This is a genomic window from Arenimonas metalli CF5-1 (assembly GCF_000747155.1).
GTDB classification, from domain to species: domain Bacteria; phylum Pseudomonadota; class Gammaproteobacteria; order Xanthomonadales; family Xanthomonadaceae; genus Arenimonas; species Arenimonas metalli.
In genome coordinates this window covers 1-20,556 of sequence record NZ_AVCK01000035.1, presented here as the reverse complement: position 1 = coordinate 20,556, position 20,556 = coordinate 1, and the positions used below count along the sequence as shown (strand labels likewise).

19 protein-coding genes are annotated in these 20,556 nt (G+C 70.4%); 13 read left to right on the top strand and 6 right to left on the bottom strand.

The annotated features are described in order from the left end of the window. Positions 1-273 precede the first annotated feature (273 nt). Entirely contained in the window at positions 274-729 is a 456-nt protein-coding gene (locus tag N787_RS10760) for a DUF192 domain-containing protein (protein WP_034213829.1), read from the top strand. A gap of 31 nt (positions 730-760) precedes the next feature. Continuing rightward, entirely contained in the window at positions 761-1,606 is an 846-nt protein-coding gene (locus tag N787_RS10755; RefSeq protein WP_034213826.1) for a SirB1 family protein, read from the top strand. 25 nt (positions 1,607-1,631) lie between these two features. Here N787_RS10755 and N787_RS10750 read toward each other — a convergent pair whose 3' ends face one another. After that, positions 1,632-1,823: a rubredoxin gene (locus N787_RS10750; RefSeq protein WP_034213824.1), complete on the bottom strand. Its 192-nt coding sequence runs from the start codon at positions 1,821-1,823 to the stop codon at positions 1,632-1,634. Positions 1,824-1,880: 57 nt separating this feature from the next. Here N787_RS10750 and thiE point away from each other — a divergent pair, with 57 nt between their 5' ends. Genes thiE through N787_RS10730 form a run of 4 tightly spaced genes read left to right on the top strand, consistent with a single transcriptional unit; the run spans position 1,881 to position 5,829 of the window. Continuing rightward, positions 1,881-2,525: a thiamine phosphate synthase gene (gene thiE, locus N787_RS10745; protein ID WP_034213813.1), complete on the top strand. Its 645-nt coding sequence runs from the start codon at positions 1,881-1,883 to the stop codon at positions 2,523-2,525. Positions 2,526-2,529: 4 nt separating this feature from the next. Then, positions 2,530-3,819 carry a glutamate-1-semialdehyde 2,1-aminomutase gene (gene hemL, locus N787_RS10740; protein WP_034213811.1) on the top strand — a complete coding sequence of 430 codons (1,290 nt, stop codon included), beginning with the start codon at positions 2,530-2,532 and terminating at the stop codon, positions 3,817-3,819. Between the two features lie 28 nt (positions 3,820-3,847). Then, positions 3,848-4,978 carry a trans-sulfuration enzyme family protein gene (locus N787_RS10735; protein WP_034213809.1) on the top strand — a complete coding sequence of 377 codons (1,131 nt, stop codon included), beginning with the start codon at positions 3,848-3,850 and terminating at the stop codon, positions 4,976-4,978. Continuing rightward, the gene (locus tag N787_RS10730; protein ID WP_245594002.1) at positions 4,975-5,829 is read left to right on the top strand and encodes an ion transporter; all 855 of its coding nucleotides are present in this window, start codon (positions 4,975-4,977) and stop codon (positions 5,827-5,829) included. The genes N787_RS10735 and N787_RS10730 overlap by 4 nt, the downstream gene beginning before the upstream one ends. 15 nt (positions 5,830-5,844) lie before the next feature. Here the strand turns inward: N787_RS10730 and N787_RS10725 are convergent, their stop codons facing one another. After that, complete coding sequence (locus N787_RS10725; protein WP_034213806.1) at positions 5,845-6,264, bottom strand: VOC family protein; 420 nt, start codon at positions 6,262-6,264, stop codon at positions 5,845-5,847. Beyond that, positions 6,261-7,109: an SDR family oxidoreductase gene (locus N787_RS10720; RefSeq protein ID WP_034213805.1), complete on the bottom strand. Its 849-nt coding sequence runs from the start codon at positions 7,107-7,109 to the stop codon at positions 6,261-6,263. Before N787_RS10720 ends, N787_RS10725 begins: the two co-directional genes overlap by 4 nt. Before the next feature lie 67 nt (positions 7,110-7,176). Between N787_RS10720 and N787_RS10715 the strand changes: the two genes are divergently transcribed. Continuing rightward, complete coding sequence (locus N787_RS10715) at positions 7,177-9,180, top strand: bifunctional DedA family/phosphatase PAP2 family protein (RefSeq protein WP_034213802.1); 2,004 nt, start codon at positions 7,177-7,179, stop codon at positions 9,178-9,180. 6 nt (positions 9,181-9,186) lie between these two features. Here N787_RS10715 and N787_RS10710 read toward each other — a convergent pair whose 3' ends face one another. Genes N787_RS10710 through N787_RS10700 form a run of 3 tightly spaced genes read right to left on the bottom strand, consistent with a single transcriptional unit; the run spans position 9,187 to position 11,755 of the window. Beyond that, on the bottom strand, positions 9,187-9,783 hold the full coding sequence (locus N787_RS10710; protein WP_034213800.1) for an LON peptidase substrate-binding domain-containing protein: 597 nt from the start codon (positions 9,781-9,783) through the stop codon (positions 9,187-9,189). Next, positions 9,780-11,138, bottom strand: a complete 1,359-nt coding sequence (gene mpl / locus N787_RS10705; protein WP_034213798.1) for a UDP-N-acetylmuramate:L-alanyl-gamma-D-glutamyl-meso-diaminopimelate ligase — start codon at positions 11,136-11,138, stop codon at positions 9,780-9,782. The genes N787_RS10710 and mpl overlap by 4 nt, the downstream gene beginning before the upstream one ends. 38 nt (positions 11,139-11,176) lie before the next feature. After that, entirely contained in the window at positions 11,177-11,755 is a 579-nt protein-coding gene (locus N787_RS10700) for an adenylate kinase (RefSeq protein ID WP_034213796.1), read from the bottom strand. A gap of 139 nt (positions 11,756-11,894) precedes the next feature. Here N787_RS10700 and N787_RS10695 point away from each other — a divergent pair, with 139 nt between their 5' ends. The 6 genes from N787_RS10695 (at position 11,895) to N787_RS10670 (ending at position 20,532) form a co-directional block, all read left to right on the top strand. After that, positions 11,895-13,148, top strand: coding sequence for a 6-phosphofructokinase (locus N787_RS10695; RefSeq protein ID WP_034213794.1), 1,254 nt, complete (start codon positions 11,895-11,897; stop codon positions 13,146-13,148). Between the two features lie 132 nt (positions 13,149-13,280). Continuing rightward, the gene (locus tag N787_RS10690) at positions 13,281-14,345 is read left to right on the top strand and encodes a DUF3617 domain-containing protein (RefSeq protein ID WP_034213791.1); all 1,065 of its coding nucleotides are present in this window, start codon (positions 13,281-13,283) and stop codon (positions 14,343-14,345) included. Between the two features lie 4 nt (positions 14,346-14,349). Beyond that, positions 14,350-15,195 carry a D-alanyl-D-alanine carboxypeptidase family protein gene (locus tag N787_RS10685; protein WP_052575381.1) on the top strand — a complete coding sequence of 282 codons (846 nt, stop codon included), beginning with the start codon at positions 14,350-14,352 and terminating at the stop codon, positions 15,193-15,195. Then, positions 15,192-16,586 (top strand): tetratricopeptide repeat protein, encoded by a 1,395-nt coding sequence (locus tag N787_RS10680; RefSeq protein WP_034213788.1) that lies wholly within the window; start codon positions 15,192-15,194, stop codon positions 16,584-16,586. Before N787_RS10685 ends, N787_RS10680 begins: the two co-directional genes overlap by 4 nt. Positions 16,587-16,655: 69 nt before the next feature. Next, positions 16,656-18,698: a sodium-translocating pyrophosphatase gene (locus N787_RS10675; protein WP_034213786.1), complete on the top strand. Its 2,043-nt coding sequence runs from the start codon at positions 16,656-16,658 to the stop codon at positions 18,696-18,698. A 283-nt stretch (positions 18,699-18,981) separates the two neighbouring features. After that, complete coding sequence (locus N787_RS10670; RefSeq protein ID WP_156968991.1) at positions 18,982-20,532, top strand: hypothetical protein; 1,551 nt, start codon at positions 18,982-18,984, stop codon at positions 20,530-20,532. Positions 20,533-20,556: the final 24 nt, after the last annotated feature.

Genomic DNA, 20,556 nt, shown 5'->3' with positions numbered 1-20,556 from the left:
ACACTGTCAAAGATCTTCATCTCTGCAAAAGGCCTTTCGCCTTCCGCGTCCAAGAGCGTTTCGCCCGAGGGAGCCGCACATTATAGAGCAAGTTCCGAGGACGTCAACACCCTAAACCGTCCTTTTTTGCTCCCCCTCCGCCGGCCGACCAAGGCCGGGCGGTGAAGGGCCGCGAAGAATAGATGAAGCCAACGGCTTTGGGAAGCCCCCGGTTCGCTTGACAGTGCGGACGGGCATCACCGAACGTCGGGGCAACACCCCACGGAGCCACCCATGCGCCTGCCTACCGCCCTCCTGAGCCTGCTGTTGGTGCCTTTGGCGGGCTGCGCCTCGGCCGGGAAGCCCTGGGTGGAGCTGCGCGGCGAGCGCTTCAGCGTGGAAATCGCCGACGACGAAGCCGAGCGCAACCGCGGCCTGATGTTCCGCGACCAGATGGCAGCGGACGCCGGCATGCTCTTCCTCTATGACGCCGAGCAGCCGCTGGCCTTCTGGATGAAGAACACGCGCATTCCGCTCGACATCCTGTATTTCGACCAGAACCGGCGCCTGGTCTCGGCGCGCAAGGGCGTGCCGCCCTGCTCGCTCGGCGATCGCTGCCCGCCCTATCCCAGCGCCGCGCCGGCGCTGTACGTGCTCGAGCTCAACGCCGGCACGGCCGCGCGGCTGGGCGTGGCCGATGGCGACGAACTCGTGTTCGGCCCGGGCATTCCGGAGCGCGGCGCACCTTGATTCAGCGCAGGAGGGCAACCACATGGGTGGCATGACCAACACGCATCCCCTGCCGGACTGGAACACGCTCGCCACGCTGGGCGACGACGAACTGCCGCTGCTCGACACCGCGCTGCTGATCGCGCGCGACGAGTACCCGGACCTCGACGCCGCCGGCTACGCCGCGCAGGTGGACACCTACGCCGCCGCGCTGCGCCCGCAGCTCGAGCAGGACATCGACCTGCCTGCGCGCCTGACCGCGATCAACCGCTACCTGTTCGAGGAGATCGGCTTCGCGGGCAACAACGTGCAGTACGACGACCCGCGCAACAGCTACCTCAACGAAGTCGTCGACCGGAAGCTGGGCATCCCCATCTCGCTGGCCGTGATCCAGATGGAAGTGACGCGACGGCTCGGCATGCCGCTCGACGGCGTCTCGTTCCCGGGTCATTTCCTGGTGCGGCTGCCGGTGGATGACGGCATCCTGGTGCTCGACCCGTACAACAAGGGCCGCCCGGTGAGCGCCGACGAACTGCGCGAGCGCGCCTCGCCGCACCTCGGCGGCCAGTCGCCCGACGACCAGCAGCTGCTGCAGATACTGGCGCCGGCCACGCACCGCATGATCCTGATGCGCATGCTGCGCAACCTGAAGGGCCTCTATCTCGAGCGCGGCGACTGGGAGCGCGTGGCGCGCAGCGCCGATCGCCTGCTCAAGCTTTCGCCCGACACCGCCGAGGCGCTGCGCGACCGCGGCCTGGCCTATCGTGAAATGGGCTACGCCAAGGGTGCGCGCGAAGACCTGGCCCGTTACCTGCAATTGCTGCCGGAAGCCGAAGACCTCGACGCCGTGCGCACGGCGCTGATCGAACTGGGCAGCGGCGGCGCGCGCCTCAACTGAGCGCGCGCGGCGGCAGGCCGGCTCCTCAGCCCGCCGGCACCATCTCGAAGTCGTCCTTGGTCACGCCGCAGTCCGGGCACACCCAGGTGTCGGGGATGTCTTCCCAGCGCGTGCCCGGCGCGATGCCTTCCTCCGGCAAGCCGTCGGCCTCGCTGTACATGAAGCCACAGACGACGCACATCCAGGTGCGGTAGGCGGCGGTGGTGCTCGTGCTCATTTCATTCTCGCGACTCGGGGACGGCTATCATTCTCGCACCATGCCGGCCGCCCCGAAATGAACGCCCCGTCAATCTGGCCGCGCCGCGGCCTGTACCTGCTGACGCCGGACGATCCCGACACCGACCGCTTCCTCGCGCGCGTGCTGCCGGTGCTGGCGGACGGGCCGGTGCTGCTGCAGTACCGGAACAAGGCCGCCACAACCGCCGACCGCCGCCGCCAGGTCGAGGCGCTGCTGCCCGCCTGCCGGGCGCTGGGCCTGCCGCTGCTGGTCAACGACGACTGGCGCCTGGCGGCGGACACCGGCGCGGACGGCGCCCACCTCGGACAGGACGATGGTTCGCTGGCCGAAGCCCGCCGTGCGCTGGGCCCCGCGGCCCTGCTGGGCGCTTCCTGCTACGACCAGCTCGACCTCGCCGAGCGCGCGGCCGCGGCGGGCGCCAGTTACGTTGCGTTCGGCGCCTTCTTCCCGTCCGGCACCAAGCCGCTGGCGCGCCGGGCCGACCCGCGGCTGCTGGCCGAAAGCGCCTCGCTGGGCCTGCCGCGGGTGGCCATCGGCGGCATCACCCCGGACAATGCCCCCACCCTGGTGGCGGCCGGCGCCGACCTGCTGGCCGTGATCGGCGGCGTGTTCGAGGCCCCCGACCCCACCGCCGCCGTGCGCGCCTACCGCCGCGCCTTCGACCCCCTTCCCAACGAGTAGACCGATGAACACCGCGACCAGCCACGACCTCTTCACCCGCGCCCTCGACCTCATGCCCGGCGGCGTGAACTCGCCGGTGCGCGCTTTCAAGTCGGTCGGCGGCGAGCCTTTCTTCGCCAAGCGCGCCGAGGGCGCCTACCTGATCGACGTCGACGGCAACCGCTACGTCGACTACATCGGCAGCTGGGGCCCGATGATCGCCGGCCACGCGCATCCCGCGGTGCTCGAGGCGGTGTCGCGCACGATGGTCGATGGCCTGAGCTTCGGCGTGCCGAATGCGCTGGAGGTGACCATGGCCGAAACCGTGCGCAAGCTGGTGCCGTCGATGGAAATGATGCGCATGGTGAACTCCGGCACCGAGGCCACGCTGTCGGCGATCCGGCTGGCGCGCGGCGCCACCGGCCGCACCGGCATCGTCAAGTTCGAGGGCTGCTACCACGGCCACGGCGACAGCTTCCTGGTGAAGGCCGGCTCGGGCGCGCTCACCTTCGGCCTGCCGAATTCGCCCGGCGTGCCCAAGGCGCTGGCCGACCTCACGCTCACCCTGCCGTACAACGACTTCGAGGCCGCCACGAAGCTGTTCGACGAGGTCGGCGGCGAGATCGCCGGCGTGATCGTCGAGCCGATCGTCGGCAACGCCAACTGCATCCTGCCGCGCGAGGGCTACCTGCAGCACCTGCGCGCGCTGTGCACGAAGCACGGCGCGGTCCTGATCTTCGACGAGGTGATGACCGGCTTCCGCGTCGCGCTCGGCGGTGCCCAGGCCCGCTACGGCGTCACGCCGGACCTGAGCACCTTCGGCAAGATCATCGGCGGCGGCATGCCGGTCGGCGCCTACGGCGGCCGCAAGGAACTGATGCAGCAGATCGCGCCGGCCGGCCCGATCTACCAGGCCGGCACGCTCAGCGGCAACCCGGTGGCGATGGCCGCGGGTCTGGCCACGCTGGGGCTGGTGCAGGCGCCGGGCTTCCACGAGAAGCTGGAAGCCAACACGCACGTGCTCTGCGACGGCCTCGAGGCCGCCGCGCGCGAGGCCGGGGTCGCCGTCACCACCACCCGCACCTGCGGCATGTTCGGCCTTTACTTCACCGACCGCGCGGTCGAGACCTTCGAAGACGCGATGGCCAGCGATGCCGCGGCGTTCAAGCGTTTCTTCCACGCGATGCTCAAGCGCGGCGTCTACTTCGCGCCGTCGGCGTTCGAGGCGGGCTTCCTGTCCTCGGCGCACGGCGAAGCGGAGCTGCAGCACACCTTCGAAGCCGCCCGCGAAGCCTTCCGCGAAATCGCCGCCTGACCCCTGCCCTGACCCCGGAGCCGCCCGCATGACCCGCATCGAAACCCTGGCCGTCCACGCGGGCGGCGAACCGGACAAGGAAACCGGCGCGGTCGCGCCGCCGATCCACCTCGCCACCACCTTCCAGCACGGCCCGGCCGGCGAGCGCCGCGCCGGCTACGAGTACCAGCGCGAGCAGAACCCGACCCAAGACCGGCTTGAAGCGGTGCTGGCGGCGATGGAAGGCGGCGCCGCGGCGCTGGCCTTCGGCTCCGGCATGGCGGCGATGAACTGCCTGCTGGAGTCGCTGCCGTCGGGCAGCCACTTCCTCTACCCGCGCGACTGCTACACCGGCCTGCGCGCGCTGGCCAACGAATTCCTGCCCGAGCGCGGCGTCACCGGCACCGCCGTGGACATGGGCGACGCCGACGCCGTGCGCGCCGCGCTGCGCCCGGAGACGCGCCTGCTCTGGGCCGAGACGCCGTCCAACCCGCGCCTGGAAGTGAGCGACCTCGCCGCGCTGTCGGCGATCGCCCGCGCGCACGGCGCCCTGCTGGCCTGCGACAACACCTTCGCCACGCCGGTGCTGCAGCGGCCGCTGGCGCTGGGCGCCGACGTGGTGATGCACTCCACCACCAAGTACCTGGGCGGCCACAGCGACGTGATGGGCGGCGCGCTGGTGTTCGCGAAGGCCGACGAGCTGCACGCGCGCGTGGCGCACCGCCGCCACGTCACCGGCAACATCCTGGCGCCCTTCAGCGCCTGGCTGATCCTGCGCGGCGCGCGCTCGCTGCCGGCGCGCCTGGCCTGGCACTGCCGCAATGCGCGGGCGCTGGCCGACCTCCTCGCCGCGCACCCGGCGGTCGAGGCCGTGCACTACCCGGGCCTGGCCACGCACCCGAACCACGCGGTGGCCGCGCGCCAGATGTCCGACTTCGGCGGCATGCTGAGCTTCCAGCTCAAGGGCGGCCGCGAGGCGGCGCTGCGCGTGGCCGGCGGTCTGAAGCTCGCCATCAACGCCACCTCGCTCGGCGGCCCGGAAACCCTGGTCGAGCACCGCGCCTCGGTCGAGGGCGCCAACCCGCACACCGCGCAGAACCTGCTGCGTGTGTCGGTGGGCCTGGAGCACCCGGACGACCTGCTGGCCGACTTCCGCCAGGCGCTGGACGCCGCCCGGTGACCCCCGGACCGCTGCCGCTGGCCGAACGCTTCTCGCCGGCGGCGGAAAGCGGCTGGCGCGCGCGCTGGTTCGAGATCATCTTCCGGCACGAACCGGGTGCGCCGCGGCGCTTCGACCTGCTGCTGATCGGCGCCATCATCGCCAGCGTGATCGTGGTGATCCTCGACAGCGAAGCCGGGATGCATGCGCGCTTCGGGCCCTGGTTCTATGCGCTGGAGTGGGGCTTCACCCTGCTGTTCACCGCCGAGTACCTCGCGCGGCTGGCCGTGGTGAAGCATCCGCTGCGCTACGCGCGCAGCTTCTACGGCGTGATCGACCTGCTCTCGATCCTGCCCACCTACCTCTCGCTGGTGCTGCCCGGCAGCCAGGCGCTGCTGGTGGTGCGGATCCTGCGGATCCTGCGCATCTTCCGCGTGCTCAAGCTGATGGAGTACACCGAGGCCGGCGGGCTGCTGGTGGGCGCGCTGTACCGGTCGCGGCGCAAGATCGCCGTGTTCCTGCTGGCGGTGCTGACGCTCGTGGTGATCTTCGGCGCGGCCATGTACCTGGTCGAAGGGCCGGAGAATGGCTTCACCAGCATCCCGCTCGCGATGTACTGGGCGATCGTCACCATGGCCACGGTCGGCTTCGGCGACATCACGCCGCTGACGCCGCTGGGGCGCTTCGTGACCTCGGTGCTGATCCTGATCGGCTACGGCATCATCGCCGTGCCCACCGGCATCTACACCGCCGAGCTGGCCGCCGGCCTGCGCGAGCGCCGCAAGGTGGCCTGCCCGGGCTGCGGGCTGGCCGAGCACGAACCCGACGCGGCGCACTGCCGCCGCTGCGGCACGGCGCTGCCGCTGGCCTGACTCAGCGCCGCGCGATCACCACTGCCCGGTGTTCGGCATCGACGCCCAGGGCTCGGCCGGCGCCAGGGCTTCGCCCTTCTGCAGCAGTTCGATCGACACGAGGTCGGGCGAGCGCACGAAGGCCATGCGGCCATCGCGCGGCGGGCGGTTGATCACCACGCCGTGCTGTTGCAGCCGCGCGCAGGCGGCATAGATGTCGTCGACCTCGAAGGCCAGGTGGCCGAAGTTGCGGGCCGAGCCGTAGTCCTCGTCGTCGTAGTTGTAGGTCAGCTCGACCTCCACCTCCGGGTTCGCCGGCGCGGCCAGGTACAGCAGGGTGAAGCGCCCCTGCGGGTAGTCCCGGCGGCGCGTCTCCACCAGCCCGAGGGCGTCGCGGTAGAAGGCCAGGGACGCGTCCAGGTCGCGGACGCGGACCATCGCATGCAGGTATCTCATCGGCGCAGGGCCTCCTCGAGTTCGGGGTCGTCCAGGAAGAAGTCGGGCAGCAGCGGCTTCGACGGATCGACCGCATAGCCCGAGAAGTCGGTCATGCCGGCCTCGCGCAGCACGGTCTCGTCGATGAAGAAGCGCCCGTTCACCTCGCGCGCGGGCCGCAGCAGGATGGCGTGCGCGGCATCGGCCATGATCGCGGGCGTGCGGCCGGCTTCCGACAGGGCGCCGGGGATCATCTTGAGCGCGTCCGTGGCGATCACCGTGCGCGGCCACAGCGCATTCACCGCCACGCCGCGGGGGCCGAACTCCGCGGCCAGGCCGAGGGTGACGAAGCTCATGCCCATCTTCGCCAGCGTGTAGCCGGTGTGCGGGCCCCACCACTTCGGGTCGAGGTTGGGCGGCGGCGCCAGCGTGAGGATGTGCGGGTTGGCGGCCTGCAGCAGGTGCGGCAGGCAGTGCTGGGCGCACAGGAAGCTGCCCCGGCTGTTGACCTGCTGCATCAGGTCGAAGCGCTTCATCGGCGTCTCGAGCGCGCCCTTGAGCCAGATCGCGCTGGCGTTGTTGACCAGGATGTCGATGCCGCCGAAGCGCGCGACCGTGGCGGCGACCGCGGCCTGCACCTGCTCCTCCTCGCGGATGTCGCACTGCAGGGCCAGGCCCTGGCCGCCGGCGGCTTCCACCGCGGCCGCGGCCGTGTGGATGGTGCCGGGCAGCTTGGGGTTGGGCACGCCGGACTTGGCCGCGATGGCCACGTTGGCGCCGTCCCGGGCCGCGCGCAGGGCGATGGCCAGGCCGATGCCGCGCGAGGCGCCGGTGATGAAGAGGGTCTTGCCGCGAAGATCGGCCATGTCTCGCTCCTGAACTTTGGTCCAAGTGTAAACCGGGGGACGTGATGGCCAGCCTATAATCCCGGCCATGGATTCCGCCCGCCTGGACGCCCTCGTCACCTGGATCGGCCAAAACCCGATCGCGGCGGGCCTCGTCATCTTCCTCATCGCCTTCGGCGACGCCCTGGTTATCGTCGGCGTGGCCATCCCGGCGGTGCCGCTGCTGTTCGCGGTCGGCACCCTGGTCGGCCTCGGCCACGTGGACGGCACCTATGCCCTGGTGTGCGCCACGCTCGGCGCCTTCTTCGGCGACGGCATCAGCTACTGGGTCGGCCACCGCTACGGGCCGCAGCTGCGCCAGCGCTGGCCGTTCTACAAGCATCCGCAGTGGCTCGAGCGCGGCGAGCTCACCTTCAAGCGCCACGGCATGAAGTCGATCGTGATGGCGCGCTACATCGGTGCCATCCGGCCCTTCGTGCCCGCCATCGCCGGCATGCTGAAGATGAAGCTGCGCCAGTACGTGCCGGCCAGCGCGCTGGCGGCGGTGGTGTGGTCGGCGACCTTCCTCGCGCCGGGCTGGGTGTTCGGCACCTCGCTGGAGCTGGTGGCGGCGGTCGCGGGGCGGCTGGCGGTGGTGCTGGCGGTGGTGCTGGTGCTGGTGGCGGCGATCTGGGCCTTCGTGTTCTACACCTGGCGCTGGCTGGGCGCGCACACCACCGGCATGATCGAACGCGCGCTGGCCTGGTCGCACCGGCACCCGGTGCTGGGCCGCTACTCCGAAGCGCTGATCGATCCGAACCGGCCCGAATCGGCCTCGCTGCTGCTGCTGGGCGTGGTGTTGCTGGCGGCCGGCTGGGGCTTCTTCCACCTGCTGATCTCGGTCGGCGGCGGCAGCGCGCCCTCGCAGCTCGACATGACCGTGCACCAGCTGATGTTCGGGCTGCGCAACCCGCTGGCCGACATCGCCATGGCCTTCCTGGCCACGATCGGCGATGCGGTGGTGCTCACGCCGGCGGTGCTGGGCGTGTTCGGCTGGCTGCTTTGGCGGCGCCGGCACATCGCCGCCTGGCACTGGCTGGCGGCGCCGGCGTTCGCGCTGGTGCTGACCTGGTTCCTGGGCTACCTGCTGGACATGCCCAAGCCGCCGGCCTCGACGGCCGTGATGGGCTTCAGCTTCCCGTCGGCGTCGGTGACGATGGCGACGGTGGTGTACGGCTTCTTCGCCGTACTGATCGCGCGCGAACTGCCGGGGCGGCGTCGCGCCTGGCCCTACGTGGTGGCGGCGCTGGCGGTATCGCTGCTCGGTTTCTCGCGGCTCTACCTCGGCGCGCACTGGCTGAGCGACGTGCTGGCCGGGATCCTGCTGGGCCTGCTGTGGATCGCCGCGCTGGGCATCGCCTACCGGCGCCGCGTGGTGCGCTCGTTCTGGGTGCGTCCCACCGCCACCATCTTCTTCGTCGCCATTCTGGGCATGGCCACCTGGCACGGCAGCCGCAGCGCCGACGACCTGCTGGCGCGCTTCGATCCGCCGCTGGTGCCCGAGCAGGTGGACGGCGAGGCCTGGTGGGCCGACGGCTGGCAGCGCCAGCTGCCGGCGCGGCGCAACGAACTGCACGGTCGCGATGCCTGGCCGCTGAACGTGCAGCTGGCCGGCCCGCTGGATTCGGTGCGTGCGCGCCTGCTGCTGTCGGGCTGGGAGAACTACCGCACCGGCGGCTGGACCGGGCTGCTGCAGACGCTCGACAAGGACGTGACGCCGCGCGAGCTGCCGGTGCTGCCGGCCACGCACCAGGGCCGCGCCGAGGCACTGGTGATGGTGCGGCGTGGCGCCGACGCCGGCGAGATGGTGGTGCTGCGCCTGTGGGCGACGCCGCTGCGCCTGCAGCCGGGCCGCGAGCGCGTCTGGATCGGCACGGTACACACGCTGCGCTTCACCCGGCGACTCGATTTCTTCAGCTACTGGCAGGCGCAGCCGGGCGAGGACGCGCTGCTCGACGGACTGCACCACGACATCCCCGGCCTCGACTCGGCGCTCGATGCACGCGCCGACGACGGCCAGCGCGTGCTGCGGCTGCGGCCAGCGTCGCGCTGAGGCGCGTTATTCCGGCTGGAAATCCGGCAGACGGCCCAGCAGCCACTGCAGGCGTTCGTGCGGATCGTCGAGCTGCAGCAGCTGCTGGCGCTCGGTCGGATCCAGCGGCAGCCATTCGGCCAGGCGCCAGCCGACATGCGCGGCCTCCGCGAGCGCACCTTTGCCGACGCCATCGTGCTCGAGGCCGGCCTTGTCCAGGATGCGGGCCAGCAGCACCGACAGCAGCGCATGTTCGTCGCGCAGCGCTTCCGGCGCGGGCTCGGGCCGCCAGGACACGTCGCCCAGCAGCAGGCCGTCGTTGCGCACGCGGGTGCGCTCGACGTGGAAGCGGCGCCGGCCTTCGACCGTGATGCCGAGCAGGCCGTCGTCGGTCATCGCGAAATCCACGATCACGGCCTCGGTGCCCAGCGCGGCCGGGATCGCCGGCTCGCCGGCTTCGCGGCCGTCGAGGATCAGGCAGATGCCGAAACCCTCGCCGCTGCGCGCGCAGCGCTTGACCAGGTCGAGGTAGCGCGGCTCGAAGATGCGCAGCGACAGCTGCCCGCCGGGGAACAGCACGGTGGACAGCGGGAACAGCGGCAGCTCGTGGATCTGCACGCTCAGCCGGCCAGCGTGGCCAGGAAGCGGCGCGGCGCGCCTTCGAAGCCGCCGTTGGACATGAACACGACGTGGTCGCCCGCCTGCGCGCGCGCCGCGAGCGCGGCGATCAGTTCATCCACGCCCGGCACCGCCTCGCCTTCGCCGCGCAGCGCGGACACGACCTTGCCCGCGTCCCAGGCCAGCTCGGGCCGGTGCAGGAAGACCACGGCGTCGGCCTGCGCCAGCGACGGCGCGATTTCGGCCGCGTGCGCGCCCAACCGCATCGAATTGCTGCGCGGCTCCATCGCCACCAGGATGCGCGCGCTGCCGACGCGGGCGCGCAGGCCCTCGAGCGTGGTGCGGATCGCGGTCGGGTGGTGCGCGAAATCGTCGTACACGGTGACGCCGCGGGCCTCGCCCAGCTTCTCCATGCGTCGCTTCACGCTCACGAACTGCGACAGCGCCGGGATGGCGCGCGACAGGTCGGCGCCCACGGCATTCGCGGCGGCGATCGCGGCCAGGCCGTTCATCACGCTGTGCCGGCCCGACAGCGACCAGCGCACGGTGCCGACCACCGCGCCCCGGTGCAGCACGTCGAAGTGCGAGCCGTCGGCGGCGTGCAGGCGCGCGGTCCAGTCGAAATCACCGTCGAGCCCGAAGCGCTCCACCGGCGTCCAGCAGCCCATGTCGAGCACCTGCTGCAGGCTGGCTTCCTCGCCGTTGACGATCAGCCGGCCGCGGCCGGGCACGATGCGCACCAGGTGGTGGAACTGGCGCTGGATCGCGGCCAGGTCCGGGAAGATGTCGGCGTGGTCGAATTCAAGGTTATTGAGGATCGCCACCGTCGGCCGGTAGTGCACGAACTTGCTGCGCTTGTCGAAGAACGCGGTGTCGTACTCGTCGGCCTCGACCACGAACTCGCGGCCGCTGCCCAGGCGCGCCGAGACGCCGAAATTCTCCGGCACGCCGCCGACCAGGAAGCCCGGGTCGCGCCCGGCGGATTCCAGCAGCCAGGCCAGGATCGAGGTGGTGGTGGTCTTGCCGTGGGTGCCGGCCACGGCCAGCGTCTCGCGGCCCGGCAGCACGTGCTCGCTCAGCCACTGCGCGCCGGAGGTGTACTTCAGGCCGTGGTCGAGCACGTGTTCGACCGCCGGGTTGCCGCGCGAGAGCGCGTTGCCCACGACGACCACGTCGGTGTCGGCGGCGAGGTGCGCGGCCGAGTAGCCCGAGGCCAGCCCGATGCCCAGCGCTTCGAGCTGGGTGGACATCGGCGGATAGACGTTCTGGTCCGAACCATCGACCGCGTGGCCGAGCTCGCGCGCGAGCGCGGCGACGCCGCCCATGAAGGTGCCGCAGATGCCGAGGATGTGCAGTTTCATGCGTGCGATGCGCGGGCCGCGGCGAACCGCGGCGGCGCTCAGCCGATGTCGGGCGTCGGCGCCAGCACTTCGATGATGCGCTGGAGCACCGCGTCCATGCTGCCCACGCCGTCGACGCAGGCGAGGCGGCCGGAGTTGCGGTAGAAATCCACCACCGGCGCGGTGGCCTGGTTGTAGACGTTCAGGCGGTTGCGCACGGCTTCCGGCGTGTCGTCGGCGCGGCCCTCGGCCTGGGCGCGGCCGGCGAGGCGGGTGATCAGCAGCTCGGTGTCCACGTCCAGCTGCACGGCGATGTCCACCGGCTGCCGGAGGCGCGCCAGCAGCGCGTCGAGCGCATTGGCCTGGGCCAGGTTGCGCGGGTAGCCGTCGAGGATGAAGCCGTTGCCGGTGTCGCCGGCGGTCAGGCGCTCTTCCAGCATGCCCAGCACGATCTCGTCGGAGACCAGCTCGCCGGCGGCCATCACGGCCTGCGCCTGCAGGCCCAGCGGGGTGCCCGCCTTGACGGCCGCGCGCAGCAGTTCGCCGGTGGAAATATGCGGCACCTGCAGGTGCTCGCGGAGGCGCGTGGCCTGCGTGCCCTTGCCCGAGCCGGGCGCGCCGAGGAGAACCAGTCGCATGCTTCAAAACCCCTATAAACAAGGACGCACGGCGCCGTCCTCACCCCGTTTGGCTATAGTGGGGCCGCTGACTGGCCGTGCGAATGTGGAAACGCTACTGGCCGGGCCGCTCCAAGTCAATGAAAAACAGGAAAAACCCATGAGCAAAGGAACGCTCCTTTACGCACAGTCCGGCGGGGTCACCGCCGTCATCAACGCCACCGCCAGCGCGGTGATCCAGGCCGCCCGCGGCCGCAAGGTCAAGGTCCTGGCCGCCCGGAACGGCATCCTGGGCGCCCTGCGCGAGGACCTGGTGGATACCTCCAAGGAGTCCCCGGCCGCGATCCGGGCCCTGGCCCATACCCCGGGCGGGGCCTTCGGGTCCTGCCGCTACAAGCTCAAGTCGCTGGAGGAAGACCAGCCCAAGTACCAGCGCCTGCTGGATGTTTTCGACGCCCACGACGTGCGTTGGTTCCTCTACAACGGCGGCAACGACTCGGCCGACACCGCCCTGAAACTGTCGCAGATGGCGGCCGCCACCGGCTACCCGCTCACCTGCATCGGCGTGCCCAAGACCGTCGACAACGACCTGGTGGTCACCGACTGCTGCCCGGGCTTCGGCTCGGCGGCCAAGTACACCGCCGTGTCGGTGGCCGAGGCGGCGCTGGACGTGGCCGCGATGGCCGACACCTCGACCAAGGTCTTCGTCTACGAAGTGATGGGCCGGCACGCCGGCTGGCTGGCCGCGGCCGCGGGCCTGGCCGCCACCGGGAAGGACGCCGCGCCGCAGGTCATCCTGTTCCCCGAGGTCGCCTACGACGAGGCGAAATTCCTGGCGCGGGTGCAGGAGGTCGTGAAAAAGGTCGGCTGGTGCGTGGTGGTCGTGTCCGAGGGCATCCGCCACCCGGACGGCCGCTTCGTGGCCGACGCCGGCGGCGGCAAGGACGCCTTCGGCCACAGCCAGCTGGGCGGCGTCGGGCCGCTGCTGGCCGCGACCGTCAAGGACAAGCTGGGCCTGAAGGTGCACTGGACCGTGCCCGACTACCTCCAGCGCTCGGCCCGCCACCTGGCCTCGAAGACCGACCTCGAGCACGCGATGGCCGTCGGCCAGGCCGCCGTGGACTACGCGCTGGAAGGCCGCAACGGCGTGATGCCGGTGATCGTGCGCACCTCGCACAAGCCCTACCGCTGGAAGGTCGAGGCGGCGCCGGTGGCGCGCATCGCCAACCGCGAGAAGACCATGCCCAAGGGCTTCATCGACCGCAGCGGCTACGGCATCACCGCCGCCTGCCGGCAGTACCTCGAGCCGCTGGTGCGCGGCGAGGCGCCGCCGCCCTACCGTCCGGACGGGCTGCCCGATTACGTTCGTCTCAAGCTGACGACCGTGGCGAAGAAACTGCCCGCCTACGGCTGATCCCCAGGCCGTGCCCTCCGGCCGGATGGCACGGTGACCGCCGGCACATCCGGGAACGAAAGGCCGCTGGGAGCATACGCCCCCTTTGGCCCCACCCCGTTCCCGGAGACTGCCGTGATACCGAACCGACCCTTGCTCGTCCTGGCCGCCGCGCTGGGCCTCGTGTCCGCGGGCACCGCCCTGTCGCAGGCGGGCAGCGGCAACCTCTACCGCGTCACCTCGAAGATGGAGATGGTGGGCATGCCCTTCTCCATGCCGGCCACCACGGTGGACGTCTGCGGCCCGAAGGACCAGGCCAGCGAGAAGATGGTGCCGCACGACGAGAACTGCACCATCAGCAACTTCCGCGTGGCCGGCAACAAGTCGAGCTTCGACATGACCTGCCGCGGCGAGAACCCGATGACCGCGCGCGGCGAGTTCGAGCGCCTCGGCGCCGACGCCTACCGCGGCCGCATGCAGATGAAGGGCAACATGGAGGGCGAGCCCGTCGACATGACGATGAACTTCGAGGGCAAGAAGATCCGCGACTGCAACTACGCCACCGAATCCCCGGCGGCCCAGGGCGCCGCGATGATGGCCAAGACCTGCGAGGACATGCTGCGCGAGCCCTCGCCGATGGGCTACCAGAGCTTCGCCGGCCCCAACGCGGTCTGCGCCACCTACAAGCCGCGCTACTGCAGCGCGATGCTGGCGCAGTCGGTGAACCCGGAGTTCATCCGCACCAACGACCAGATCGTCCGCCAGTCGCCCGCCGGCCTGCCCAGCTTCTGGGATGCGTTCGCGGCCTGCGGCACGCCGCGCCAGGCGGCGCTGGCCAAGGCCTGCCCGATGGCGGAGAAGAACCGCGACTTCACCTTCATTACCGAATACTGCCCCAGCCTGGTGGCCAAGGCCTGCGCCAGCGCCGACCCGCGCAGGGATGCCGAGTTCGTCGTCGCCAGCTGCCCGGTGCAGGCCAAGGCCGCAGCCGCCGCGCATTGCGCCGGCCGCGACTACACCGCGATGCGCGCATCGCCCTACGCCGGCTTCTGCGGACGTTATGCCGGCGGCCAGCTGCAGCAGCGCAATGCCGGAGCCGCCGCGCCGACGCCGGCGGCGGTGCCGACCCCGGCGCCCGCGGCCGAAGAAGCGCCGAAGAAGCCCTCCTGGCGCGACCGCCTGCGCGACGCCAAGGACAAGCTGACCGGCGAGGACTGACCGGATGCGCTGGCTCGCGCTGGCCCTGCTGCTGGGCCTGGCCAGCGCGGCCGACCCGGTGCCGGTGCTCGCGCAGGCACCGGCACCGGCGGCGGTGCCGGTGGATGCCTACCCGGATGTCGCACGCGCCTACTGGGTTGAAGTGAACGGCGCGCCGGTCTGGGTCGGTGGCCGCGAGCTGCGCCTGCCCATGGCCAGCCTGGCGAAGCTGATGACGGCGCTGCTCCTTGCCGAGGAAGCGACGCTGGACGAGGAATTCGCGGTGAGCGCCGCGGCCGCGCGCGCCACCGGTTCGCGCATCGGCCTGCGCGCGGGCGAACGCATGCGCGCCTCGGACCTGTTCGACGCGATGCTGGTGCGCTCGGCCAACGACGCCTGCCGTGCGCTGGCCGACTGGCACGGCGGCGACCTGCCGCGCTTCGTGGCCCGCATGAACGCGCGCGCCGCGGAACTGGGCCTGCGCGACACATCCTTCGCCAATGCCTGCGGCCACGACGCCCCGGGCCAGGCCAGCAGCGTGCGCGACCTGGCCGTGCTGGCGCGCGCCGCGATGGCGCAGCCGCGCATCGCCGCCACCGTCGCGAAGACGCGCGTCGTCTTCCGCAGCCCGGGCGGCCGCGACTTCGCGATGGACACCACCAATGCCCTGCTGCAGCAATTCGAGGGCGCGCTCGGCATCAAGACCGGCTACACGCCGGGCGCGGGCCGCTGCCTCGTGGCCATCGCCCGCCGCGGCGAGGATGAAGTGCTGGTGGTGATGCTGCACGCGCCGGACCGCTGGTGGGACACCGTGGCGCTGATGGAGCTCGCCTTCGACCACGCCCGCCGCGCGCGCGCGCCGGCGCCATGAGCCAGGCCGGGCGCCTCGCCGGCGCGGCGCTGCTGCTGCTGGCCATCGCCTGGGCATACGCCGCGGCCCTCGCCGCGCCGTTCCACTTCGACGACTTCCACGTGATCGTCGACAACCCGCGCGTGCACGGGCTGGCGGCGTGGTGGGCCTCGATGCCGGGCATCCGGCCGCTGCTCAAGCTCAGCTATGCGCTGGACTGGTCGCGGTCGCCGGCCGCGGCCGGATTCCATGCGACCAACCTGTGCCTGCACGGCATCAATGCGCTGCTGGTCTGGGCCGTGGCGCGCCAGTGGCTGGCGCGCCTGGCACCGGGGCTGGCGCGGCCCGCGTTCGCGGCGTGGGCCGTGGCGCTGCTGTTCGCCCTGCATCCGGCGGCCACCGAGGCGGTGACCTATGTCAGCGGGCGTTCGCAGTCGCTGATGGCGACGCTCTACCTCGCCGCGCTGTGGACGCACGTGCACGGGCAGGCGCGAGGCTTGGGCGGCGCGTGGCGGGCGTTGTCGCCGCTGCTGTTCGCCGCGGCGCTGGGCGTGCGCGAAACCGCGGTGACCTTGCCCTTCGCGCTGGCGCTGCTGGCCTGGTACGGCGGGGAAACGCCTCGCAATGCGCTGCGCGGGCTGGGTGGCCACGGACTGGTGCTGGCCTTGGCCGTCGCGCTCGCGATTGCCTGGCCGGGCTACGGCGATTTCTTCGGCACCAGCCTGCAGGTGCGGGGGCTGGCGGAGCAGCTCGCAGGGCAATCGGTCGCGGCCCTGCACTTGTTCGTACACAGCCTGTTCGGCCTGCAGACGAACCTGGATCCGGACCTGCGCGTGCCAGAGGCGGTGATTCCCCACGCGATCGGGTTCGCAATGGCCTGCTTCATCGCCCTGCGCTTGGCCGCAGCCACGCGGCGGCGCTGGCCCTGGCTCGGCTTCGCGATCGCCTGGACGCTGCTGCAGCTGGCGCCGACCCAGTCGCTGCTGCCGCGGCTGGACCTGGCCAACGACCGGCATCTTTACCTGGTCCTGCCCGGCGTGGCGTTCGCCGGGGTTGTGGCCCTCGCCAGGCTGGCGGAATTCCGGCTGGCCGCCGCCGCGGTCTGCATGACGGCCCTGGTGCTGGCCACGGCCACGCGTGAACGCAACCACGCGTACCGCAGCGAGCTGGCCCTCTGGACCGCCACCGCCGCCGCCTCGCCCGGCAAGGCCCGGGCCTGGAGCAACCTGGGCTGGGCCCGCCAGCAGGCCGGCGACCCGGACGGCGCCCGCGGCGCCTACGCCTGTGCGCTGGCCCTGGACCCGGGGCATGCGCAGGCCGCCATCAACCTCTCCCTGCTGCCGCCGGCCGCCCCGGAAATACCCCGGGAATGCGGCCTGGCGGGCCGTGTGGCTTCCCCCTCCCCCCTTTGACATACTCGGGCGAGGCGGCCAATCGGCCGCTTATGTTTGTTCCGTGTCTGAACTCTGGGGAGGGTTTACATGTTCGAGCAATACGGTTTGCACCTCGCGCTCGCCTGTGCGGCGATCGCCATCCTTTACGGCATCGTGGTCGCGAAGTGGATCGTCGGCCAGCCGGCCGGCAACGAAAAAATGCAGGCGATCGCGGCGGCCATCCAGGAAGGCGCCGGCGCCTACCTGCGCCGCCAGTACATGACCATCGCCATCGTCGGCGTGGTGCTGTTCCTGGTGATCGGCTTCGTGCCGGTGCTGGGCTGGCCCACGGCGATCGGCTTCGCCATCGGCGCCGTGCTCTCGGGCCTGGCGGGCTTCATCGGCATGTTCGTCTCGGTGCGCGCCAACGTGCGCACCGCGCAGGCGGCCACGGTGAGCCTCAACACCGCGCTCAACGTCAGCTTCAAGGGCGGCGCCATCACCGGCATGCTGGTGGTGGGCCTGGGCCTGCTGGGCGTGGCCGGTTACTTCTGGTTCGTCGGCGGCGCGGCGGCCATGGACGCGGCGGCGGTGAATGCCGCGATGCAGCCGATGATCGGCCTGGCCTTCGGCAGCTCGCTGATCTCGATCTTCGCGCGCCTGGGCGGCGGCATCTTCACCAAGGGCGCCGACGTCGGTGCCGACCTGGTGGGCAAGGTCGAGGCCGGCATCCCCGAGGATGACCCGCGCAACCCGGCGGTGATCGCCGACAACGTGGGCGACAACGTCGGCGACTGCGCCGGCATGGCGGCCGACCTGTTCGAGACCTACGCGGTGACCGTGATCGCGGCGATGCTGATCGCCGGCATCTACTTCACCCAGTACGGCACCACCGGCGTGCTCTACCCGATGGTGCTGGGCGCGGTGTCGATCCTGGCCTCGATCGTCGGCACCTTCTTCGTGAAGGTCAGCGACGGCGGCAAGATCATGAACGCGCTCTACCGCGGCCTGGCCGTGTCGGGCGTGCTGGCGGCGGCCGCGTTCTACTGGGTCACCACCAGCATGTTCACCGGCGCCATGGCCTCGCTGGCGATGCCGCTGTTCTACTGCGCCCTGATCGGCCTGGGCCTGACGGCGGCGATGGTGGTGATCACCGAGTACTACACCGCCACCGAGTACGCGCCGGTGCAGCAGGTGGCCAAGGCCTCGGAAACCGGCCACGGCACCAACGTGATCGCCGGCCTGGCGGTTTCGATGAAGTCCACGGCGGCGCCGGTGCTGGCCGTGGCCGCCGCCATCTGGGGCTGCTACGAGCTGGCCGGCCTGTTCGGCATCGCCATCGCCGCCACCTCGATGCTGTCGATGGCCGGCATGATCGTGGCGCTGGACGCCTACGGCCCGATCACCGACAACGCGGGCGGCATCGCCGAGATGTCGGGCATGGACAAGGAAATCCGCAAGACCACCGACGCCCTCGACGCCGTGGGCAACACCACCAAGGCCGTCACCAAGGGCTACGCCATCGGCTCGGCCGGCCTGGCGGCGCTGGTGCTGTTCGCGGATTACTCGCACAAGCTGGGCGAGACGGGCGCCGAGGTCGACTTCTCGATCTCGAACCCGGACGTGGTGATCGGCCTGCTGATCGGCGGCATGATCCCCTACCTGTTCGGCGCCTACGCCATGCAGGCGGTGGGCCGCGCGGCCGGTGCGGTGGTGGAGGAAGTGCGCCGCCAGTTCCGCGAGATCCCCGGCATCATGGAAGGCACCGGCAAGCCGCAGTACGACAAGGCGGTCGACCTGCTGACCAAGTCGGCGATCCGCGAAATGATCATCCCGTCGATGCTGCCGCTGATCATCCCGATCCTGGTCGGCGTGATCCTGGGCCCGAACGCCCTGGGCGGCCTGCTGATGGGCACCATCGTGACCGGCCTGTTCGTGGCCATCTCGATGTGCACCGGCGGCGGCGCCTGGGACAACGCCAAGAAGTACATCGAGGAAGGCCACCACGGCGGCAAGGGCTCGGAAGCCCACAAGGCCGCGGTCACCGGCGACACCGTCGGCGACCCGTACAAGGACACCGCCGGCCCGGCCATCAACCCGCTGATCAAGATCATCAACATCGTGGCCCTGCTGCTGATCCCGATGCTGTGATGCGGAACGGGGTCAGGTTCAGTTCCTGACCCCGCCGCTGGAAATGAAAAAGCCCCGGGAAACCGCCAGCCGTTACGTTAACGTGTTGACGGTATAGGTTCCCGGCTCTATAACCCCCAGGTCGATTCCGACTGGGGGTTCTTTTTTGGGCGCGTCTCCACCACCGAGCGAACGTTGCCCCGAAATGATTCAGGGGGTGCAGGTGAATACCTGCCGCAATCCCCGCTGCCCGAACTTCGGGGTACTCCCGCTGCCTCGGGTTGATCGTGGTCCGAATCAGAAGGTGGTCGACAACTACCTGGCCGTGGGGTCGGGCAAGAACACGGCCGGCCTGCGTTGCAAACTTTGCAACGAAACCAACGCGATCAAGAGTAATCGGGCGGTCGTGGAAGAGCTGGAGCGGATCAGCCAAGCTCCCCCACAGGTCAGTCCGATAGCGTGCCGGACCGAAACGTGTGTCTACAGGGGGCTGGCCGACACATCGCCACCCACGCGCTTCCAGGCCTTTGGAACCACGGCGGCTGGCTCGAGACGCTTCCGATGCAAGGCCTGCGCCAAGACCTTCACCATCCCGGTGCGCTCTTCACTTCGGCAACGGCTGCCAGGCAAGACCGCCATCATCTATCGCTTGCTCATCAACAAGTCCCCGATGCGCCGAATCTGCGAGGTCGCGGAAGTGACGGCGCCGGTCATCTACCAGAGGATTGGATTCATCCACGAGCAGTGTGTGCGCGTTGCGGCGGCGCATGATGAGAGGTTGCGCTCGCTGAAGAAGGCCCGCCTTGGCATTGCGGTGGATCGCCAGGAGCACGTCCTCAACTGGAGTAGCCAGTTCGACCGGCGCGTCACTCAGATGGGTGCGGTGGCCAGCGCCGACACCACGTCAGGTTTCGTGCTTGGCCTGCATCTCGACTACGACCCTCGCTACGACGTGCACGATCTGGAAATGGCCGCGCAAGCGTGCGGCGATCCCGCGAAGCGGCCGGCCTTTCGGAAGTACGCCCGTGTCTTCTTGCCGTTTGAGGACGGGCCGAACGAGGCCGAGGATCCCTTGCCCGAAGAGTCCCGCTTGCCCTCGCGCGGCGTCCGCATCCACTCGCCCTATACCATCTACGCCCACTTCTACTACCTGAAGCAATTGCTACTCGAGATTGAGCAGCTCCACTTTTACCTCGATCGGGACCCCGGCCTGCACGGCGGCTGCTTCGCGGCGTTCGGGCCTCAGGTCAGGGTGGGGACGGTCGAAGCCTTCTGGGTGAAGATCGACAAATCGCTATCCGTGGACCAGAAGAAGCGACTCCTGGCCGCCAGCGAAACCGCGTTGGCAAAAGCGCAGGCCGCACACCCGGGGATGCGCAAGTTCGATGTTGCCAAGCAGTTGCTGATGTCTGCGCTCAGTCAGCCAGAGTTTCTGGCCCTACCGGCGTTGAAACGGTGGGTGCCGCATCCGATGCCCAACATGGGCGAGCCGGCCAAGGCCATGTGCTACCTGTCGGACCGAGGTGATCTGGACCCCGTGACCCTGGCCGATTACCTGCTGGACGTGAAGATGCACGCGCTGGACCGCTTCTTCATGCAGGTGCGGCGCCGGCTATCCGTACTGGAACGTCCCATCTTCTCGCCCAGTTCCAACACGCGGTGGCACGGGTACGCCGTCTACAACCCCACGGTTGTCATGCGGCTGCTTGAGATCTTCCGGGTCACGTACAACTTTGTGCTGGTCGGGGAGGACCGCAAGACGCCGGCGATGCGGCTGGGCCTGGCGGTCCGGCCCTGGACCCTGGAGGACATCATCGCGTTCCTGCCCGGCGATCAGTCGTCCGTGAAGGCGTAGTCCTTGGCCAGCTTCGGGTCGCGC